Source organism: Oculatella sp. LEGE 06141, assembly GCF_015207605.1.
Lineage (GTDB): Bacteria > Cyanobacteriota > Cyanobacteriia > Elainellales > Elainellaceae > Oculatella.
Genome location: NZ_JADEWO010000010.1, coordinates 117,305 through 135,579, shown reverse-complemented (window position 1 = coordinate 135,579; position 18,275 = coordinate 117,305). Strand labels below are relative to the sequence as shown.

The 18,275-nt window shown below is 51.9% G+C and carries 14 protein-coding genes; 9 read left to right on the top strand and 5 right to left on the bottom strand.

The genetic code is table 11. From position 1 onward, the window contains the following. Nucleotides 1–367: 367 nt before the first annotated feature. Nucleotides 368–1,141, top strand: coding sequence for a DALR anticodon-binding domain-containing protein (locus tag IQ268_RS09975; protein ID WP_193878010.1), 774 nt, complete (start codon nucleotides 368–370; stop codon nucleotides 1,139–1,141). Nucleotides 1,142–1,680: 539 nt separating this feature from the next. On the opposite strand, the gene IQ268_RS09970 is transcribed toward IQ268_RS09975, so the two are convergent. Then, nucleotides 1,681–2,565, bottom strand: a complete 885-nt coding sequence (locus IQ268_RS09970) for a Cof-type HAD-IIB family hydrolase (RefSeq protein ID WP_339383234.1) — start codon at nucleotides 2,563–2,565, stop codon at nucleotides 1,681–1,683. A gap of 169 nt (nucleotides 2,566–2,734) precedes the next feature. Between IQ268_RS09970 and IQ268_RS09965 the strand changes: the two genes are divergently transcribed. Then, on the top strand, nucleotides 2,735–3,691 hold the full coding sequence (locus tag IQ268_RS09965; RefSeq protein WP_193878008.1) for a cation diffusion facilitator family transporter: 957 nt from the start codon (nucleotides 2,735–2,737) through the stop codon (nucleotides 3,689–3,691). A 53-nt stretch (nucleotides 3,692–3,744) separates the two neighbouring features. Here the strand turns inward: IQ268_RS09965 and IQ268_RS09960 are convergent, their stop codons facing one another. Next, a complete protein-coding gene (locus IQ268_RS09960) occupies nucleotides 3,745–4,896 on the bottom strand; it encodes a glycosyltransferase (RefSeq protein WP_193878063.1) in 1,152 nt (383 codons plus the stop codon). A gap of 342 nt (nucleotides 4,897–5,238) precedes the next feature. Here IQ268_RS09960 and polA point away from each other — a divergent pair, with 342 nt between their 5' ends. The 4 genes from polA (at nucleotide 5,239) to IQ268_RS09940 (ending at nucleotide 12,057) form a co-directional block, all read left to right on the top strand. Beyond that, a complete protein-coding gene (gene polA, locus IQ268_RS09955; RefSeq protein ID WP_193878006.1) occupies nucleotides 5,239–8,175 on the top strand; it encodes a DNA polymerase I in 2,937 nt (978 codons plus the stop codon). Nucleotides 8,176–8,273: 98 nt separating this feature from the next. Then, on the top strand, nucleotides 8,274–8,975 hold the full coding sequence (ispD, locus tag IQ268_RS09950) for a 2-C-methyl-D-erythritol 4-phosphate cytidylyltransferase (RefSeq protein ID WP_193878004.1): 702 nt from the start codon (nucleotides 8,274–8,276) through the stop codon (nucleotides 8,973–8,975). Between the two features lie 119 nt (nucleotides 8,976–9,094). Continuing rightward, nucleotides 9,095–10,294, top strand: a complete 1,200-nt coding sequence (locus IQ268_RS09945) for an aminotransferase class V-fold PLP-dependent enzyme (protein ID WP_193878002.1) — start codon at nucleotides 9,095–9,097, stop codon at nucleotides 10,292–10,294. Then, nucleotides 10,279–12,057 carry a glycosyltransferase gene (locus IQ268_RS09940; protein WP_193878001.1) on the top strand — a complete coding sequence of 593 codons (1,779 nt, stop codon included), beginning with the start codon at nucleotides 10,279–10,281 and terminating at the stop codon, nucleotides 12,055–12,057. Before IQ268_RS09945 ends, IQ268_RS09940 begins: the two co-directional genes overlap by 16 nt. Nucleotides 12,058–12,240: 183 nt before the next feature. On the opposite strand, the gene IQ268_RS09935 is transcribed toward IQ268_RS09940, so the two are convergent. Next, the gene (locus tag IQ268_RS09935) at nucleotides 12,241–13,764 is read right to left on the bottom strand and encodes a TM0106 family RecB-like putative nuclease (protein WP_228035234.1); all 1,524 of its coding nucleotides are present in this window, start codon (nucleotides 13,762–13,764) and stop codon (nucleotides 12,241–12,243) included. 596 nt (nucleotides 13,765–14,360) lie between these two features. On the opposite strand from IQ268_RS09935, the gene IQ268_RS09930 reads away from it, so the two are divergent. Continuing rightward, on the top strand, nucleotides 14,361–15,566 hold the full coding sequence (locus IQ268_RS09930; protein ID WP_193878000.1) for an aminotransferase class V-fold PLP-dependent enzyme: 1,206 nt from the start codon (nucleotides 14,361–14,363) through the stop codon (nucleotides 15,564–15,566). A gap of 57 nt (nucleotides 15,567–15,623) precedes the next feature. Here IQ268_RS09930 and IQ268_RS09925 read toward each other — a convergent pair whose 3' ends face one another. Next, entirely contained in the window at nucleotides 15,624–16,505 is an 882-nt protein-coding gene (locus IQ268_RS09925; protein ID WP_193877999.1) for an NAD(P)-dependent oxidoreductase, read from the bottom strand. Between the two features lie 101 nt (nucleotides 16,506–16,606). Then, nucleotides 16,607–16,747, bottom strand: coding sequence for a hypothetical protein (locus IQ268_RS09920; protein ID WP_193877998.1), 141 nt, complete (start codon nucleotides 16,745–16,747; stop codon nucleotides 16,607–16,609). A gap of 24 nt (nucleotides 16,748–16,771) precedes the next feature. Here IQ268_RS09920 and IQ268_RS09915 point away from each other — a divergent pair, with 24 nt between their 5' ends. Together IQ268_RS09915 and IQ268_RS09910 are read left to right on the top strand one after the other, a co-directional pair. Continuing rightward, on the top strand, nucleotides 16,772–16,981 hold the full coding sequence (locus tag IQ268_RS09915) for a hypothetical protein (RefSeq protein ID WP_193877997.1): 210 nt from the start codon (nucleotides 16,772–16,774) through the stop codon (nucleotides 16,979–16,981). Nucleotides 16,982–17,056: 75 nt separating this feature from the next. Next, nucleotides 17,057–18,169 carry a DUF4168 domain-containing protein gene (locus IQ268_RS09910; RefSeq protein WP_193877996.1) on the top strand — a complete coding sequence of 371 codons (1,113 nt, stop codon included), beginning with the start codon at nucleotides 17,057–17,059 and terminating at the stop codon, nucleotides 18,167–18,169. Nucleotides 18,170–18,275: the final 106 nt, after the last annotated feature.

Below are 18,275 nucleotides of genomic sequence, written 5' to 3'. Positions count from 1 at the left end.
GTAGAACCAGCTTAGCTTCATAGTTATCGAATGAGGTAGAGGGAATTACGGAGCCATACTAATTACGGCATACGCTTTATCTTTTCCTCTCGAAACGTCAATCTATCTACAGGAACATCTCCACATTTAAAGTCAAGCTGCCGTCAAACTGTAACCGTATAACTTCAGAAGAAATGCTGATATTGCCGTGAACCCATTTGATACCACTATCGTATCGCTTGCACTTCGACCATTACTAGTTAGTAGGCTACAGAACGTCATTGACTCACCGAAAAAAAACTCATCAATAGAACAAACCAATAATGATTCACCAACCAAATATTTGTCCAGTTTTGTTCCACTTCATCGAGTGAATACAGGGACTCAAATGGAGTATACGTCAGCGATCGCCCTCAAATTAACTGGAACCCAAAATCGATCGGCCACAGATATTGCTCAACAAATTGCGGTTGACCTCACTCAAACGATTGAAGTAGCCAGTGCAGCAACCTGTTCCCCATCCGTAGATAGAGTATGGCAAGGGTTTGATGTTCAAGCGATTTCCCCTGGATGGATTTACTTTCGGTTAAACCCTACCGGGACAGCAGAATGGCTGCAAGTTCTAGTAGATTACATGCCAATGGCATGTAATTCAGTTAACGGGGGCAATACTGAAAATAATAACCAGATTTTACGTAATTCCACCAATATCTTTAAAGTTCAGCATGTTCATGCCCGATGTTGCTCACTCCTGCGTCTTGCCGACCAGGAAGGCTTGATTAGACTGAATCCGGCTGAGGGTGAGGCTTCTTTGCCTGGTTGGCTGGTCACTGAGCCGTATCCGTTGCCCTGGTTGTCTGGCGATCGCCTCCGCCTTGAGCATCCCAGCGAATATGCGCTAATTGCCCAACTCGTCACGGTTTTGGATGCCTTGTCTGAATTGCCACCGACAGCAGACTATCAAGCACGCGGGTTAAAGCTGGCACTGGCGCTCAGTCAGTCTTTCCAACGGTTTTATGCAGCTTGTCGCCTGTGGGGGGAGGCAAAAACAGCTCAGTTGCCCCTGGTTCAAACCCGTTTGGGTCTGGTGCGAATTACGCAGGTGGTGCTGCAAACCATTTTGCAAGAGGGTTTGCAGTTACTGGCACCGTTAGAACTCTGAAGGGATGCCTTAAAGGATTTGAGCCTCACTCGAACCGCTTCTTCTGGCTTGCCGCAGGCGATCAACCCCAGGCCGGGGAGATGGTGAAGAAGTAGGTCGCAAGTCCTCTGGGTCAATTTTGGGGTCTACTCTTGGAACTCTGGGGGCGAATGCAGCGCCCTTGCCAGATTTCAAGCCAGATTTCAAATATCCCCAATCACGCTGAACCCATGAATGACAACGGGCAATGTCCTGGTTCGTCACATGTTTGCAACATTTCCTTCAAAAAGATGACAAACAGATTTATCGTCTGATATCATTTGTCTTGTGTGAGGAGCGAACCAGCGAGGGCATCGAGACGAAACACGGTCAGTCGTCGATGCCCTTCCTGCTAATTAGACGCTACAACGCTTTGCGCCCTCCTAATAAGAATTTCAGCCCTATTTACAGCAGTTCTCAATCGAGTCAGCCACAGTCTCGCCAGGATGGGTGTGAGGTGTAGGGTTTGAGGCGTGGTGAATGCAAATGAAAATGGCTGCAATATTTGTTCAGCGCTTTCGCTAGAGCAAGAATTGTTCGATGGCAGTTGCGGCTCCATTCACTTCAACCTCTGGAGCGACCCAGGCGGCGATCGCCTTTACCTCTGCTGGTGCATTACCCATTGCCACCCCAATCCTGGCGTATTCCAGCATCTCCACGTCATTGAAGTTGTCGCCAATGGTCATGACGTTATCGGCCTGTAAGCCCAAAAGCTCTTCGGCTAGATATCGAACGGCAACCCCTTTGTTAACCAGCGGGTTCGCCGCTTCAAAAAAAGTGGCAACCGACTTGGTAAAGTACAGCTCTGCGGGGGTATAGCGCTGACGCAGATCGGTAAGCAGGCGATCGATCACATCCGGTTCCTGGCTCAACGCCAGAATTTTGGTAGGGGCGATGGTTGCGTCGGTTAGCAAGAACTGCCGCAAATCTCCAACTGCAATGGGATCAACACCCGACCGTTCGGCATACAGCTCCGTTTCAGACGTGATTTCGCGCACATAGAGCTGATCATCAATATAAAAGTGAATTGAAAGCAGGTGTTGAGCGTCCATTTGCTCGAAATGATCCAGCAGTTGCAGCGCAGACTGCTGCGAAACCGCCCAATGACGCAGCACCGTTCCCGTGCTGGGGTCTTTGATGAAGGCTCCCTGGTAAGACAGCAAGGGCAAGCCTGAGCCGATCGCCTGATGAAACCGCAAGGCCGACCGATACATCCGACCGGTGGCGATCGCAACCTGAATGCCCTTAGCCTGTACCGCTTGAATGGCATCCAGAACCGGACGTTCAATCTCGTTAGATTCCCCGACAATGGTGCCGTCAATGTCCAGGACGAGTAACCGAATGTTGTTGGTCGTTGGAGTGGAGCCTGGAGTTGGAGCCAGATTTGCAGTTGTGTCCTGCATCATGATGATGAATGGTTAAAGAACGTTAGACCAGACATTAGCCAGTCTAGCGCCCAATGCCCGATTACCAACCGTCCGTTTGATTTGAAGTTCAATCTAGAATTGCAACTGGAATGACTGTGGGGCATCATACCGTCATGCAATGGTGATGTTCCGTGCTAGCCTGTGGGCTATGACTGAGGCACGTAATCGGCGACGAGCAAGTTTTCAACTGCTACTAGTGACCCTGTGGATCACGCTACTAGTTTTAGCAGTGAAGATTTGGGCTGGCTGGGCAACCCGATCGCTCAGTTTGTTAGCCGACGCACTACATACATTAATTGACAGTTTTAGCATTGGTTTGAGTCTGTTGGCGGTTACATCTGCTCCTCGCCCCATTGGTCGCGAAGTGTGGAGTTATGGCAAACGAGAAACGGCAGGTGTGCTTTTACTGGTTGCGTTTTTAGGATTCAGCGGGTTTAACCTGCTCAATCTCTCGGTAGAGCAGCTTCAGGCGGCTACCCAGAACCAGCCGTTGCCCTTTCCAACTCAGATTGATCTGCCGTTGGTACAACTGTTGGGCGTGGCAGTGGCAATTAACACCTGTCTGGTATTGTTTGAGCGCTACGAGTCAAGGGTGCTGGAGAGTTCTGCCCTGCGGCTCAATGCAGACCATATGCTGCGCGATACCTGGCTGACCATTGTTGTGCTGGTTGGGTTGGTGGGCGTATCGCAGGGTTTTGTTTGGCTCGATCCAATGATGGCGATCGCTCTGGTTGGTTTGACGGTGATTAGCCTCTGGCGGGTGCTGAACTGGCAACTGCCTCTCCTGGTGCAACAGGTGGCGATCGCCCCTGAATCTCTGGCACAAATCGCCTATCAAGTGGAAGGAGTAACCCAATGTCATCACGTTCGTTCTAGAGGGCTGGTTGGCCGACAGGTTTTAGTTGAAATGCATCTGATCTTGCATCCAGAGTTTATGTCTGCGGCTAACCTGATTGCAGAACGGGTCGAAGGTGCGATTCGGGAGCGATATGGCCCCGTTCAGGTCAAGATTCACGCCGATACCGAAGCCAACCGCCTGGAGCAATCTCGGCGGCTCAACATTAGTGCCATGAAAAGCAAACGGTCTCAGCGTGGCTTAAGTTAAACCGCTAGCTTTAGCAGGGAGCTTATCAGCCGTTGCTCTGCTGGCCGTTGGGGTCAGGTTAATGTTTTGAGTAGTTGCTGTAGGGTCGATTGAAATTGAGGAAACTCATACGCTTCAACGGTTTTGCGGCGGAGCAGATCGGGTTGATAGAGCTGAGGGTTAGGATAGGTACCCTGCAAAATTTGGACGAGCGTTTGGGCGATCGCCTCAATATTGTCTGGATCGACCAGACATCCCAGCTTACCGCTGGCTAATGGATCGCTGGAGCCGTCTCGATTTCCAGCCAACACGGGTTTGCCAGAGGCAAGCGCTTCCAGATAAACGATGCCAAATCCTTCCCCCTGGCTTGGCAGGGCAAAGATATCGCAAAGATTGTAATAGTCAGACAACTGTTCGTCGGCTACAAAACCAGCCAGAGTGACGCAATCTTGCAAATTGAGTTGGTCGATCAATGCCTCAATGCGGGGGCGATCGTCTCCTTTCCCCACAATTAGATAATGTACCTGGGGAATGTGCTGACGAATGTAGGGTAGGGCTTGAACGACTTTATCGTAGCCTTTGTAGCGAGCAAAACGCCCCAGTCGGCTCACGGTTAAGATAACTGGCTGGGTTGAAGTCAGGCTATATTCCTGCAGCAGGTAGGCGGGTTTGGCGTTAATTTGAAACCGATCGGCATCAAACGTATTGGGTAAAACAACCACCTTTTGTGGATCAAGCCGCTGTTCCTGGATGAGGCGATCGCGCGTGTAGTGGCTAACCGCAATGATGCGATCGGCCTGTTGCAATGCTCGAACCTGGTGGCGATTGGCAATATTCCAACCTTCTAAGCCGTGGATAACCACCCAATAAGGCGTCCGAGCCACTTGCTTTAACCAAAACCCAACGACAGCATAGTTGACGTGAGTGCAGATCAGCAGTTTTGGACGGTGCCAAACTCCCCGTAGAACAATATTCAGCAGCATGGCGAGGCTTTGCAGCCAGCGAGGCAAACGACCAAAACAGTGAAACGTCGTTTGTTCTAAGAACGAATCGCCGGGTGAAACGTCAGCATCGTATTTGAGAAAAACGCTGTAGTGGGCATTGGGATGAAGATTTTGTAGCGCTTCTAGCAGGTAAGCCGAATAAACCTGAATGCCGCCCTTGAAGCCAAAAATATTAGGGAATAACAAGAAAAAATGCGGCGGTTTAGCAAGTTTATTCAGCATCGACAGGCAGGCCACGACAACCAAGGTTAAGCGAACGTAGATGTAAACCATGTTCTAGATGCGCCCCTTTCTGGCCGGAACAGTTCCTCTGGCTCACGCGCCACCGATCGACCTGGAAGGGGCGGACTGTTCAACCGAGTTGTGGTGCAGTCAGACATGACTTTTCGGCAGAAAATAAGGTGCCCGAAGCCGAATCTGGACATCGGCAGACTCAATTTATGGAGACAAGTGGTAAAGACCAGTCTTCTCTACTAGTACCCATCTAGACTAGAAACATTGAGATCTGCCGCGACTAATTTGGCAGACTCGCTGTCTCAGGTTTAATCCCATCTGACTTCGGATATGTCTCAAGCTTCTACTGCAATCCAACCGACGATCGTGCTTATTGACGGACATTCCCTGGCGTTCCGCTCGTATTTTGCCCATGCCAAAGGACGCGATGGCGGTCTGCGAACCTCAACTGGAATTCCAACGAGTGTTAGCTATGGCTTCTTAAAAGCCTTGCTGGATACCGTTGAGCTTGAGAAACCAGACTATGTGGCGGTGGCCTTTGACTTGGGAATGCCAACATTTCGGCATGATGCAGATGAAACCTATAAGGAAGGCAGACCCGAAGCGCCGGAAGACTTCAAGCCTGATTTAGAAAACCTCAAAGCCCTGCTGGAAGCGCTCAATCTATCGATTTTGACGGCTCCGGGCTACGAGGCCGACGATGTGATTGGGACGCTGGCTCGACGAGCCAGCCAGGAAGGGTTTCGGGTGAAGGTGTTGACGGGCGATCGCGACCTATTTCAGTTGGTTGATCCGGAGAATCAAACCACTATTCTCTACCTCAGCACTACCTATGGCCGGGGAACGCCGCCACCCAGAGAATTTGGGTTTGAGGAAGTCAAAGAGAAATTGGGCGTTTTGCCCTCGCAGGTGGTAGATTACAAAGCCCTCTGTGGTGATCCATCCGACAATATTCCGGGTGTAAAGGGCATTGGCGAGAAAACTGCCGTTCAGCTACTAACGACCTACGGCTCACTGGAGAAGATCTATGATTCGTTAGACGAGATCAAAGGTGCCGTTAAAAAGAAACTGGAAGCAGGAGCAAATGACGCTCGCCATTCGCAATATATGGCGCAGATTCATTTAGGTGTGCCGCTAGAGATGAGCCTGGAGGACTGCAAACTGCAAGGCTTTGACAATGACACCTTAATGCCTTTACTAGAACAGCTAGAGTTTCGCTCGTTTATTAGCAAAATTGGGCAAATTCAGCGGCGGTTTGGCGGTACCCCGTCTGAAGAATCCGATACCGACTTTTCTGAGAGAACGGGAGAGGTTCTGGCTGCCCAGGAAACCGTGCCCGATTTTAAGGAAGATGGAGATCTGTGGTTTTTTAGCGCTGAAGAAACAGAGGAAGCGCAAAATCGGCCTACGATCGACCTCAAACCCCAGATTATCGACACGCCTGAGCAGCTAACGGCATTGATCGATCGCCTCAAAACCTTTACCGATCCAGATACTCCCGTGGCGTGGGATACAGAAACCAGTGCCCTGAAGCCCCATGATGCCGACCTGGTGGGAATTGGCTGCTGCTGGGGGGCGGAACCAACCGATGTGGCTTATATTCCCCTGGGGCATAAAGCCGGAAATAATTTGGATCTGGCGATCGCCCTGGAAGGGTTGCGTCCCATTTTGGAAAGTGCCGACTATCCCAAAGTGCTGCAAAATGCTAAGTTCGATCGCCTGATCTTCCGTTGCCAGGGCATTAAGCTGACGGGAGTGGTTTTCGATACGATGCTGGCGAGTTATGTGCTGAACCCAGACAACAGCCACAGCCTGAGCGAGTTAGGGCTGAAGTATCTGGGAGTGATGTCTCAAAGCTATAGCGACCTGGTGCCCAAAGGCAAAACCATTGCCGATCTCAACATTGAGCCAGTGGCGAACTACTGCGGCATGGATGCCTATGTTACCTATAACCTGAGGCCAAAGCTAAGGGCAGAACTGGAAGACTATCCACGCTTGCTTAAGCTGCTGCTAGAAGTGGAAGTGCCGCTGGAGCCTGTTCTGGCAGAGATGGAGTATCGCGGTATTCGGATTGACCAGGCGTATCTCAAGCAATTTTCGCAACGGCTAGAGAAAGACCTGGCGGCGATCGAAACCAAAGCCTATGAGCTGGCTGGAGAAACCTTTAACCTCGGCTCGCCCAAGCAACTGAGCGATTTGCTGTTTGAAAAGTTGGGACTCGATCGCCGCAAATCGCGCAAAATTAAAACGGGTTACTCTACCGATGCTGCGACGCTGGAGAAGTTACAGGGCGATCATGCCGTTGTGGATTTGATCCTGGAGCATCGCACCTTATCCAAACTGAAATCCACCTATGTAGACGGTTTGCCAGTTCTGGTTCACCCCAAGACTCAGCGAGTGCATACCGATTTCAACCAGGCCATTACCTCGACCGGACGGCTATCCTCTTCCAGCCCGAACCTGCAAAATATTCCCATCCGTACGGCCTTTAGCCGTCAAATTCGAGCGGCGTTTGTGCCCGAACCGGGAAGGCTATTGGTGGCGGCTGACTATTCACAAATTGAGCTACGCATTCTGGCGCACCTGAGCCAGGAACCCGTCTTACTAGATACCTACCGCAACAATCAGGATGTGCATACGCTGACGGCACAACTGCTGTTAGAGAAGGAAACCATTACCTCTGAAGAGCGGCGATTGGGTAAGATCATCAACTTTGGCGTGATTTATGGCATGGGTGCTTCTCGGTTTGCCAGGGAAGCGGGGGTAGCCCGTTCGCAGGCTCAGGTGTTTATCGATCGCTTCAACGAACGCTATCCTCTGGTGTTTGGCTATTTGCAGAAAATGCAGCAAGAGGCGATCGCACACGGCTACGTTGAAACCATCATGGGGCGGCGGCGCTATTTCAATTTTGGTAGCGACAGCATCCGCAAACTGCGGGGCAACTCACCTGAAGCCATTGATTTAAGCAAAGTGAAAACCCGCGACCAATACGACGCTCAGATGTTGCGGGCGGCGGCCAACGCCCCCATTCAAGGCTCCAGTGCCGACATCATCAAAGTGGCAATGGTGAAGTTAACCGACGTACTGAGTGGTTACAGAGCTGACCTGTTGCTGCAAGTTCACGATGAATTGGTGTTTGAAGTCCATCCCGACGATTGGAACGACCTGCAACCCCAAATCAAATCAACGATGGAATCGGCTGCCGATCTAAGTGTGCCGCTGATGGTTGAAGTACACGCTGGCTCCAACTGGATGGAGACAAAGTAATCGCAGGACGTAACGCTAGTGGGCTTCAACGAGCGGCATCTGGGTAGAAATGGCGCTGATGTGTGGCACAGTGTGAAAGGAGTCATAAGGGAGCGATCGTGCACTTACTTATTCCAGCAGCCGGGTCAGGGCGACGGATGGGGCACACCCGGAATAAGTTGCTGTTGCCGCTATTAGGCCAGCCGTTGTTAGCCTGGACGCTGCTAGCCGCTAAGGCTTCTCGCCATATCGAGTGGATTGGCATCATTGGTCAACCGCACGACTGGCCGGATTTCAAGGAGATTGGGCTTGGCGTAGGACTGGGGGAATCGGTTCATTTCATTCAAGGGGGAACCACCCGGCAAGAATCTGTTTACTGTGGGTTACAAGGGCTTCCAAATGAGGCCGATCGCGTCCTGATTCACGATGGTGCCCGCTGTTTGGTAACGCCGGAACTGTTCGATCGCTGCTCTGAAGCGCTGCAAACCTACTCGGGCTTCATTGCGGCGGTGCCGGTTAAAGACACCATTAAAGTCGTCAATTCCCAAACTCAAGTGATTGAAAGTACGCCCGATCGCAACCAGCTTTGGGCGGCTCAAACCCCACAGGGCTTTGAGGTGCAAACCTTGCTTCACTGTCACACTGAAGGTGTGGAACAGGGGTGGGAAGTAACGGACGATGCGGCTTTATTTGAACAGTGTGGCTTGCCAGTGCATATTGTGGAAGGGGAAGAAACCAATTTGAAGGTAACAACTCCAGTTGATTTGGCGATCGCCGAGTTTATTTTGCGCCAACGCCAAGCCAACATCAGTAAGCTATGAGGGTGAGTAAGCGGTGAGAACCGCGAGTCCCAATCAGACCTTCTCAACCCATTCAACCTGCCGCCCGACCTGTGGCTCCTGACTCTGTGTATGAGTTTTAATGACTGACCTTGGCCATTATGCTGTCAGAAAGTCTACCGACCTTATCTAGTCCCTATGCTCAGCATTGGTCGATTGATCCGTCGATTCGGTTTCTCAATCACGGCTCGTTTGGCGCTTGCCCAACGGCAGTATTAGAGAAGCAGCGATCGCTCCAGGCACAGCTCGAACTGGAACCATTGCGTTTCTTTGAACGAGAATTAGAACCGCTGTTAGATGCTGCCCGGAACGAGTTAGCCAGCTTTGTTGGTGCCGATGAAGCTGATGTCGTCTTTGTCCCCAATGCGACAACGGGCATTAACACGGTGTTGCGTTCTCTCACCTTTCAGGCTGGCGATGAACTGTTAACCACCAATCATGAGTACAACGCCTCTCGCAACGCCCTGAATTTTGCGGCAGAACGCTCGGGTGCCAGGGTTATAGTTGCAGATATCCCCTTTCCGATCGCCTCTGCCGATTGCATTCTAGACATCCTGTTGGCTCACCTATCGTCCAGAACCAGGCTGGTTCTCCTGGATCATGTGACCAGCCAGACTGGAATGATATTTCCAATTGAGGCGATCGTACAGTCCCTAACGGCTCAGGGCGTTGACGTTTTGGTTGATGGTGCCCATGCGCCGGGAATGGTACCGCTGCAACTCAACGCACTGGGAGCAACCTACTACACCGGAAACTGCCACAAATGGCTCTGTGCCCCTAAAGGAGCCGCATTTCTTTACGTACGACCAGAGAAACAGGCGGCAATTCGTCCACTGGTGATTAGTCATGGCGCTAATTCACCCCGTACTGACCGTTCTCGCTTTCACCTGGAGTTTGACTGGACAGGAACCGCAGACCCAACGGCCTATCTCTGTGTGCCGGAGGCGATTCGGTTGATTGGATCGCTGATGCCAGGAGGGTGGAGCGCTGTTATGTCTCACAACCGCTCGATGGCATTGGCCGCCAGACAACGCCTGTGTGATGCCTTAAATGTAGCGCCTCCCTGTCCAGAAGAGATGATTGGCTCGATGGCAGTGGTTCCCTTATCGATGGGAACTGCTGAGAGGCTAGCTGATAAGCTAAAACAGAGTTTGTTCGATCGCTACCAGATTGAAGTTCCGGTCGTTCCCTGGCATTCCCCACCGTGGATGGTGCGAGTCTCGGCGCAGCTTTACAACACACTGTCAGATTATGATGTTTTGGCTAGGGCACTGGTGGATCTGCAATGTGGCACAGGCTAAAAGCGTTTTCTGAACATCCCTGGTTTCATCCAATTTTGCTGCTGGTTTGGATAGCCATTGGCACTGGCTTACGCTTCACTAACCTTGATTTGAAGCCGCTCTGGACGGATGAGTTTTCAACCATTGTTTTTAGCCTCGGCAACAGCTTTCGCACGATTCCGCTCGATCGGGTGATTCCGCTCGATTCACTCTTGCAACTCTTGCGTCCCCATCCACAGGCTGGTGTCGGTTCGGTGGTGGGTTCTCTAGCCGCAGAGAGCAACCACCCGCCGCTTTACTTTGTTTTGACGCATCTGTGGCTACAGCTCTTTCCACCGACCGCAGATGGCTTGGTTACAGCATGGCAGGTGCGATCGCTCTCCGCTCTCTTTGGCGTGTTGTCTATTCCAGCCATGTTTGGCCTGGGCTGGCTGGCATTTCGATCGCGCCTGGTAGGGCATTGCTCGGCAGTGTTAATGGCGGTTTCTCCGTTTGGCATTTATCTGGCTCAAGAAGCCCGCCACTATACGCTGCCAGTGTTGTGGAGCATTGCATCGTTTTGTTGTCTCATTGTGGCGGCACGAACCATTAAACAGCGCCGTCCGCTACCCCACTGGATAGGCGTTTTGTGGGTGATTGTGAATGCCCTGGGCATGGCGACTCATTTTTTCTTTTTGCTAACGTTAATTGCAGAAGGAATCGTTGTGATTCTGCTGGGTTTAATGCAAAGCTGGCGAGAGCGGGGTGTTTGGCATCCATCCTACTGGGGCAGGCTGTTTGCTGTAGCGTTGGGCACTGCCGCCACTATTGTGGTGTGGTTGCCCACGATTCAAACGGTTCAGGATGGCGATCTCACTCAGTGGATTGTGCAGAGCGATCGCGCTGGCATCGACTGGCTCGACCCATTGCCGCGAGTCATTGCCGGATGGATCACCATGCTTTACCTGCTGCCGATTCAGTCGGTCTCGCAACCGACTGGGATTGTTTCGGCGATCATTCTGGTATTGCTCGTTCTCTGGACAGTCCCCCAACTGTATCGCGGCTTAAAAACCCAATATGACCACCCTCGCCTGCGGGTCTCGGTTCAAGTCCTGGGTGGCTTAGTGGGCGTGGCGATCGCCATGTTTTTGGGCATTACTTACATTCTCGCCATTGATTTATCTAGCGCCTTTCGGTACCACTTCTTTTACTTTCCGGCGGTTCTAGCCATCGCAGGCGCAGCATTAGCCAGCGAGTGGCAGAGTGCTGACAAGGGCGATCGCAAAGCCATGTCACCCTGGTTTAAGCCGTTTCAACCTGGCCGATGGGCGGTGGTTGCGATCGTAGTGATGGGGATGATCGGTAGCCTTTCTGTCGGGTGGAACATGGCCTACCAGAAGACCCATCAACCCGATCGCGTTATTCACGAAATCTTGAACGCCTCTCACGTGCCGATATTGATTACCATTTCTCACCAAACGCACGGGCAGACCGGACGCATGATGGGTCTGGCTCTGGAGCTAGAACGGCAAGAACACTCTAGTTTTGCACCGGAACCGCTCTTTTTCTTAGATCACCAAAAGTGTGCGTCTCTTGACGACCCCAACTGCCACATCCCCACCCCTAAACTGCGGCGAATTTTGTCTCAATTGCAACGCCCCTTTGATGTGTGGCTAGTCAACTACCACAGCTCTGCCAACTTGAGAGAGCAGCAGTGTTATGCCGATCGCCAATATCATCGCCGTGTATTTGATGGCTACAAATACCATCTCTACCACTGCCCAACCAGGGGTGATGAATCGTAAGAGAGCCAGTTGGTGGAAGGAATAATCAGGGACTGAAGCCCTTGTTGACAAGGTTATTCTCCCCCAGTCTGATTACCCCCTGGCTAACTGACCCCTCGTTGTGAGGTTGGGGTAACCACTACGAACCTCAACACACAAAAGCGCTGGGACTTTGCAACTTGTCAGTCAGTCAGGATTATTCCATCACCGGAAGCCGTTGCCCTGAGTAAAATCGACCAGCCAATCTTTAACGTGATAGGTGGCACGGCAATCATCTTCGTTGTAGCGCAGAATAGACTCCAGAAAACGGCGATCGCCTGTTGCTAACCATTGGTCATACCAGTAAATAGATTGGGCACCATTAGCATCTGCATCGCGCCAATCAAACCCAATCCAGCGGGCGATCGGTTTCAGGGCATAGCTTTCAACGGGCATGGTTGCTACGCGAGTAACCCGTTCATGCAGGTCAACAAATCGTTCGACTAGGGGCGTAATCAAATGCTCAGGCGTGTTGTATTCAACCGCCAACCGCCGCACCGTTTGCACTTCATACGGGCAAAAATGGAAGATGGGTGCAGAGGGATAGCGCCAGAGCAGTTCCAACAGTTGCTCCCACACTAAGCTTTCATCATCTTGATGTTCGGCAAGCAAGGCGTGAAAGGCTTCAGTTTGAGCCAGCCGATCGACCACCAGCACACCGTGCAAATACACCAAGTTTTGGTCGGGAGCGGCTTCAATATCAAAGTAAAGCTCAACCGTATCCGTTGGCAGTTCGGCGGTCGTCAGCAGGGGAGCGCTGATATCTAACCGCTGCGGCAAGGCTAATGCTTTATTTTGAAGCGTTGCCTGCGCCTGCTTAACCAGTTTGGAAGCGACCTGAAAGCCAAACCCAGGCAACGGTTCTAGCCGTTTAGCTGGTGCGATCGCCAACGCATCCAGCGTCGTCAGTTTAAGAGCCTTGAGCTGTGTATAGCGATTGGGAGTAACGCCAGGTAACAACGATAGATGCTGGTCGGTGCGAGCAATGTCGTAACAGAAACTAGCCCAATGGCACAAATCACAGCGGTTATGGGCAATAAACACATCTGGTTCTTGCTGCTCAATGAGCATTTGCATACAGTTCTCCAAAATGTCCTGCATGCGCGGCAGCATTTCCACTAAATCAACAGCATAGGCACCCCGCTGTCGCAACATCAGCCAGCTTGTTTCGGCCCACGCCCCCTGCACCTCTGCCAGCACATAGGCATGGTAAGCGGCGATCATTTGATAATCTAGCTTGGGGCGCTTACCGAGCTTGATGTCAACCGTTTCGTAGAGCCAATCGCCAAAATACGAAAACCCAGGCTGTTTAATAAGTAAGCTCGGACGGCTAACCAGGCGTAGCCCGTTTTCGCGTTCTACAACCAAAACCCCTTGAGCAATGCGATCGGCACCCTGCTGCATCAGCTCTAGCGTTTTAGCGGCTCCCGTTAGCCAATCTTCTCGCGGATAGGTTGGCGCGTGAACTGGGTCATCTCCAACAATCGACCGTTGATGTTGCAGGCTGTCTTGCCGCAGCTTGCGTAAATAATCGCTCGGAGGGTCACGCTGGCTCAGGTCACCGTAGAGATCCAGAAAGGCGCGACGATTGCAGCGTTGGTAATTAAACAAAAGCTCATCTGTCAGCCATAGAGCATGAGCACGGTCAGAAGATGGAACCGACTGTAACCGTTGGTGATGGTTTGGCAAGATAGTGGGCGGGGCGAGGTGGTTCCCCTCAGCCCCGAAGAAGTTGGGTCTGTAGGGGTTAACGGACAAAACCGCTCAGATTAAGTTGGACGCGAGTACAGGCTACCTCAGAACCGACTTTTCTTTGAGGCGCGGCTTTCTGAGGCGTGGCCTGTCTACTCAAGCGATCGCCCTTGCTTGACGAGACCGTCTCTAAGCACTCAACTGAAATAGTGGCGGCTACTCTTTCAAATACAGGCAAATATCTATTGAAAACAGTACTCTGATCGCAGTGCTTCATAGTGGGTGAAACTTAACTGGATAACTCGCCTGATGAACTCTGCAAAACTGGTTTAAGGTAACTGCCCCCCATATCTATGACTTTAGCTTGATTTTATTCGTTCGATCGCAATCTAGCCTGTTTTTTTCAGTCAATTGTCAATCAGTCATCCTGGCTTGTTTCAGATTGGGTGAGCCACAAACTGTTAGCCAAGATAGGTAGAGAACAAGGATAGGTAGAAAACGAGCCGCAGCCCTGCACCAGTTGAACCGTTTGCCAGACTACGTTTATCTATACACCTTGGTACAATGCGAGAGTTTTCTGCAACTAGGGCATCATGACGACGGCTTCTTCAACGTTGGTGCAACTCCAACAGCATCGCCAATTATTTCCAGCATTAACCAATAAAGCATATTTCAATTACGGCGGTCAGGGTGCCATGCCGCAACGCTCGATCGCGGCTATTCAGATGGCGCATGAACATATTCAGCAAGTTGGCCCTTTTTCGAACGCCATTAATGCCTGGGTTGGGCAAGAAGCCAACCAGATGCGAGAGTCGATCGCCTCAGAGCTAGGCACAACTGCTACAACCATCGCGTTGACCGAAGACGTATCAGTGGGATGCAACATCGCTTTATGGGGAATTGATTGGCAGGCAGGCGATCACCTGTTGCTGTCAGATTGTGAACATCCCGGCATTGTCGCTGCTGCCCTTGAGATTCGCCGCCGTTTTGGGGTAGACGTGTCCACCTGCCCGTTAATGGCAACGTTAAACGACGGTGATCCGGTTGCCGTTATTGAGCAACATTTACGCCCCACTACTCGCCTCGTTGTCATCAGTCATATTCTTTGGAACACGGGGCAAGTATTGCCCCTGGCCGAAATTAGTGCCCTTTGCCACCAGTACCCAGCGCAGTCTGGCACCGTTAGAGTGTTGGTTGATGCGGCTCAGTCAGTTGGCGTGTTACCGCTCAATTTGCCAGAGTCAGAGGCCGACTTTTATGCCTTTACCGGGCACAAGTGGTGGTGCGGTCCTGCAGGTGTGGGTGGGTTGTACGTTCACCCAGCGGCAATGGCAAGCCTCAACCCCACATTCATTGGTTGGCGTGGCATTACTCAGGCTTCGAGCGTGCAAACAACGGTTTGGCAACCCGATGCGCGACGCTATGAAGTCGCCACGTCAGACTACACGCTGTTTGCCGGATTGAGAGAGGCGATCGCCATTCATCAGCAATGGGGCAGCGCGCAAGAGCGCTACCAGCGAATTCAGCATTTGAGCCGCTATCTCTGGCAAGGGTTAACCGATCTGCCGCAAATTACCTGTCTGAGAACTGCTCCTCCCGAAGCCGGATTGGTATCCTTTCGGGTCAACCATGCGCGGCAAGATGTCCATAAATGGCTGGTGCAAACGCTGGAAAAGCAAAACATCATGCTTCGCACTATCCTGGAGCCAGACTGCGTGCGTGCGTGCGTTCACTACTTCACGCTGGAGTCGGAACTGGATAACCTGATTCAAGCCATTCACACCCTGGTGAGCCAGTGAGACAGATGTTCTGCTAATCCCTCTATCTACTTGAGAGTGCCGTTAACGGGTTGGCGATCAATCGGGACGCAATGCGATCGCCAACCGCTCCAACTCGTCTCGAACTAAGCCCGGTTGATACCCCAAACCAAATGCAAATGAGCTGTCTAACGAGAGATCTGGCGGTCTGGGTGCCGCCATTTTAACATCCGCTTGATGGCAGGGATTGAGGTTTGTGGGCAGTCCCAGCACCTCAACCATAAGACAACCAAACTGATAGCGCGATAGCCGTTCTCTGCCGCCCAAATGAACGATGCGCCCCCTAACCTGCTCTAACGCCAGCAAAATTCCCTGTGCTGCCGATTCACCGCTGACTGGTGTGCGAATTTCGTCCACAAATAGATTGAGCGATCGCCCTGCCTGTAAGGTTTGAATAAAGGGTTGAATAAAGCTTTGAGCGTGGGGCACGGCTCCAAACATGAGCGGCATTCGGCAGATAGCCATCATGGGATGGCGCTCCATCATGCCTGTTTCTGCTGCTACTTTTTGTTCACCATAGCGGTTGACCGGGCAGACTAAATCCGTCTCACGATACGGTGGATTCAATCCATCAAAGACCATCTCCGTTGATGTGAACACGCAGGGAATTTGAGCATCGGCACATAGCCCTGCCAGGTTGCAAGATGCGGTGACGTTAATCAGATATGAGGCTTCAGGTTCCACTTCGCAGCGATTTGGTTGAGATAACGCAGCCGCATGAATTACGGCATCGGGATGCAGGGTTTGAAACAGGGCTTTAAGGGCGTTGAAGTCAGTTAAATCAACCGGAAACAGTGTCGTATCGGGTAAATCAACCGAGTGGGCATGACACGTTCCATAGACCTGCCACTGCGATCGCGCCAACTGGCAAAGATGCCATCCCAGGAAGCCACTCGCCCCAGTAATCAACAGTTTCTTCATTGATTCTTTATCCTCTCCACAAAATCTTCACATCTAGCCCTTACTGTTGACAGTGAACGGCAGATGAAATGGCCTAATGCCTACCTTCATCGATTTAGAGATTAAGCGTCTCCTAATGGGGCGATCGCAATTAGAACGTCACCCTCTGCTGATATTGCCTGAACCCAAACCAAGCAGACGACTCCCCGCGACAGCTTAGCAAAGCGATCGCCTTGAGTGAGATGCCTTAACTCCCTGCCCACGAAACGTTACAGGAGGTATTAACTGTGAGACTGAAGTTTTTTGTCTTACCACTAGCGCTCGGAGCAGCAGCAGTGTTAGGGGCTTGTCAACCTGGAGCGGATGCTCCCAGCTCAGACCCGGCTCTCTCTCCCGAAGCGGGTGGTATGGAGTCCCCTGGAATGGAATCTCCAGCTAATCCGGCGGCTGACCCAGCCGTGCCATCCCCTGGTGCCGAGGCACCTCCGGGCGGCTAGGGTTTAAAGCTTCACTACGAACCCAGATTAACCAGGACCCACTACTCTCAGTTCACAGATACGAGGAATTATCCGATGAGCGCACATAATTACTTTGCTCTGCTCAAAAAGCTTCCTGGAATCGTTGGGGTAGTAAGCGCTAGTGCTTTACTTAGCCTTCCTGTTTTGGCTCAGTCAGCACCTGGCTCTACTTCCAGCGAATCTACAACCGAGGTGGCTCAAACAGCAGATGAAGAATCAAGCGCAACGACTGAATTTGAACTCTCTCCTCAAGGATTAGAAATCCTGTGTGAGCGGTTCCCATTAAACTCTCGGTGCGAAGATGGTGCCACTGCGCCTGGTGCTGCGGCACCAGAAAGCGGGTGGTCTGAGGATGCCCTCAACCCATCGAGTGATGAACCAGTCGAAGAGACGACGGACCCAGAAGCCGATCCGGGCGTTCCTACGCAGATTCAAGACGACACCACGGAACCGAGTGATGACGATGGGTTCAGCGACCCCGGTGCAATGACACCCGGCACAATGACACCCGGTACAATGGCCCCTGGAACCCGTCCGTCTGAGGATGCCCTCAGCCCATCGAGTGGCGAGCCAGTCGAAGAGACGACGGACCCAGAAGCCGATCCGGGCGTTCCTACGCAGATTCAAGATGACACCACGGAACCGAGCGGTGACGATGGGTTCAGCGACCCCGGCGCGATGGCACCGGAGTCTAGCCCATCTGCTGATCTAGGTGCTGCGGAATTGGGTCAGGCTCCCCCCAGTGCTCCGGCACCTACTGCCCCAGCGGCACCTGGCACTTCCGCTCCGGCAACTGATGTCTCTCAGGCGGAATTGCAGCAGTTTGCGAATGCTATTCCAGAACTGCAAGCCCTGGAGCAGTCTGCTCAGCAAGAGGTAGCTCAAACGATTCAGTCGTCTGGCTTGAGCCGTGAGCGGTTTACCGAGATCTTCCAGTCTCAACAGTCTCCTACCGCCACACCAAGCTCTGAGGTTTCTGAAGATGAGCAGCAGTCGTTTGAAGAGGCGATCGCTCAAATTCAGTCTATTGAACGCGAAACTTTGTCGCAGCAAGCTCAAGTATTGCAATCTCAGGGATTAGAGCCAGAGCGCTTCAATCAAATCTTGGCGGCCATCCGGCAAGACCCGGCGTTGCAGCAACAAGTCCAGCAATTGCTTCCAAACTAAGCGTCTAGCTTAGCGTTCAATTCATTAGACATTCAGCCCAGCAGTTCGTTGCAGATGCGATCGCATCTCAACGGGCTGCTTTCTTATTGGGTGTGCGCTCAACAAT

What these genes read in the sequence shown, in the direction of transcription:
- IQ268_RS09975 (WP_193878010.1), top strand. Translation starts at nt 368, where the DNA reads ATGGAGTATACGTCAGCGATCGCCCTCAAATTAACTGGAACCCAAAAT.
- IQ268_RS09970 (WP_339383234.1), bottom strand. Translation starts at nt 2,565, where the DNA reads ATGATGCAGGACACAACTGCAAATCTGGCTCCAACTCCAGGCTCCACT.
- IQ268_RS09965 (WP_193878008.1), top strand. Translation starts at nt 2,735, where the DNA reads ATGACTGAGGCACGTAATCGGCGACGAGCAAGTTTTCAACTGCTACTA.
- IQ268_RS09960 (WP_193878063.1), bottom strand. Translation starts at nt 4,896, where the DNA reads ATGCTGAATAAACTTGCTAAACCGCCGCATTTTTTCTTGTTATTCCCT.
- polA (WP_193878006.1), top strand. Translation starts at nt 5,239, where the DNA reads ATGTCTCAAGCTTCTACTGCAATCCAACCGACGATCGTGCTTATTGAC.
- IQ268_RS09945 (WP_193878002.1), top strand. Translation starts at nt 9,095, where the DNA reads ATGCTGTCAGAAAGTCTACCGACCTTATCTAGTCCCTATGCTCAGCAT.
- IQ268_RS09940 (WP_193878001.1), top strand. Translation starts at nt 10,279, where the DNA reads ATGTGGCACAGGCTAAAAGCGTTTTCTGAACATCCCTGGTTTCATCCA.
- IQ268_RS09930 (WP_193878000.1), top strand. Translation starts at nt 14,361, where the DNA reads ATGACGACGGCTTCTTCAACGTTGGTGCAACTCCAACAGCATCGCCAA.
- IQ268_RS09925 (WP_193877999.1), bottom strand. Translation starts at nt 16,505, where the DNA reads ATGAAGAAACTGTTGATTACTGGGGCGAGTGGCTTCCTGGGATGGCAT.
- IQ268_RS09910 (WP_193877996.1), top strand. Translation starts at nt 17,057, where the DNA reads ATGAGCGCACATAATTACTTTGCTCTGCTCAAAAAGCTTCCTGGAATC.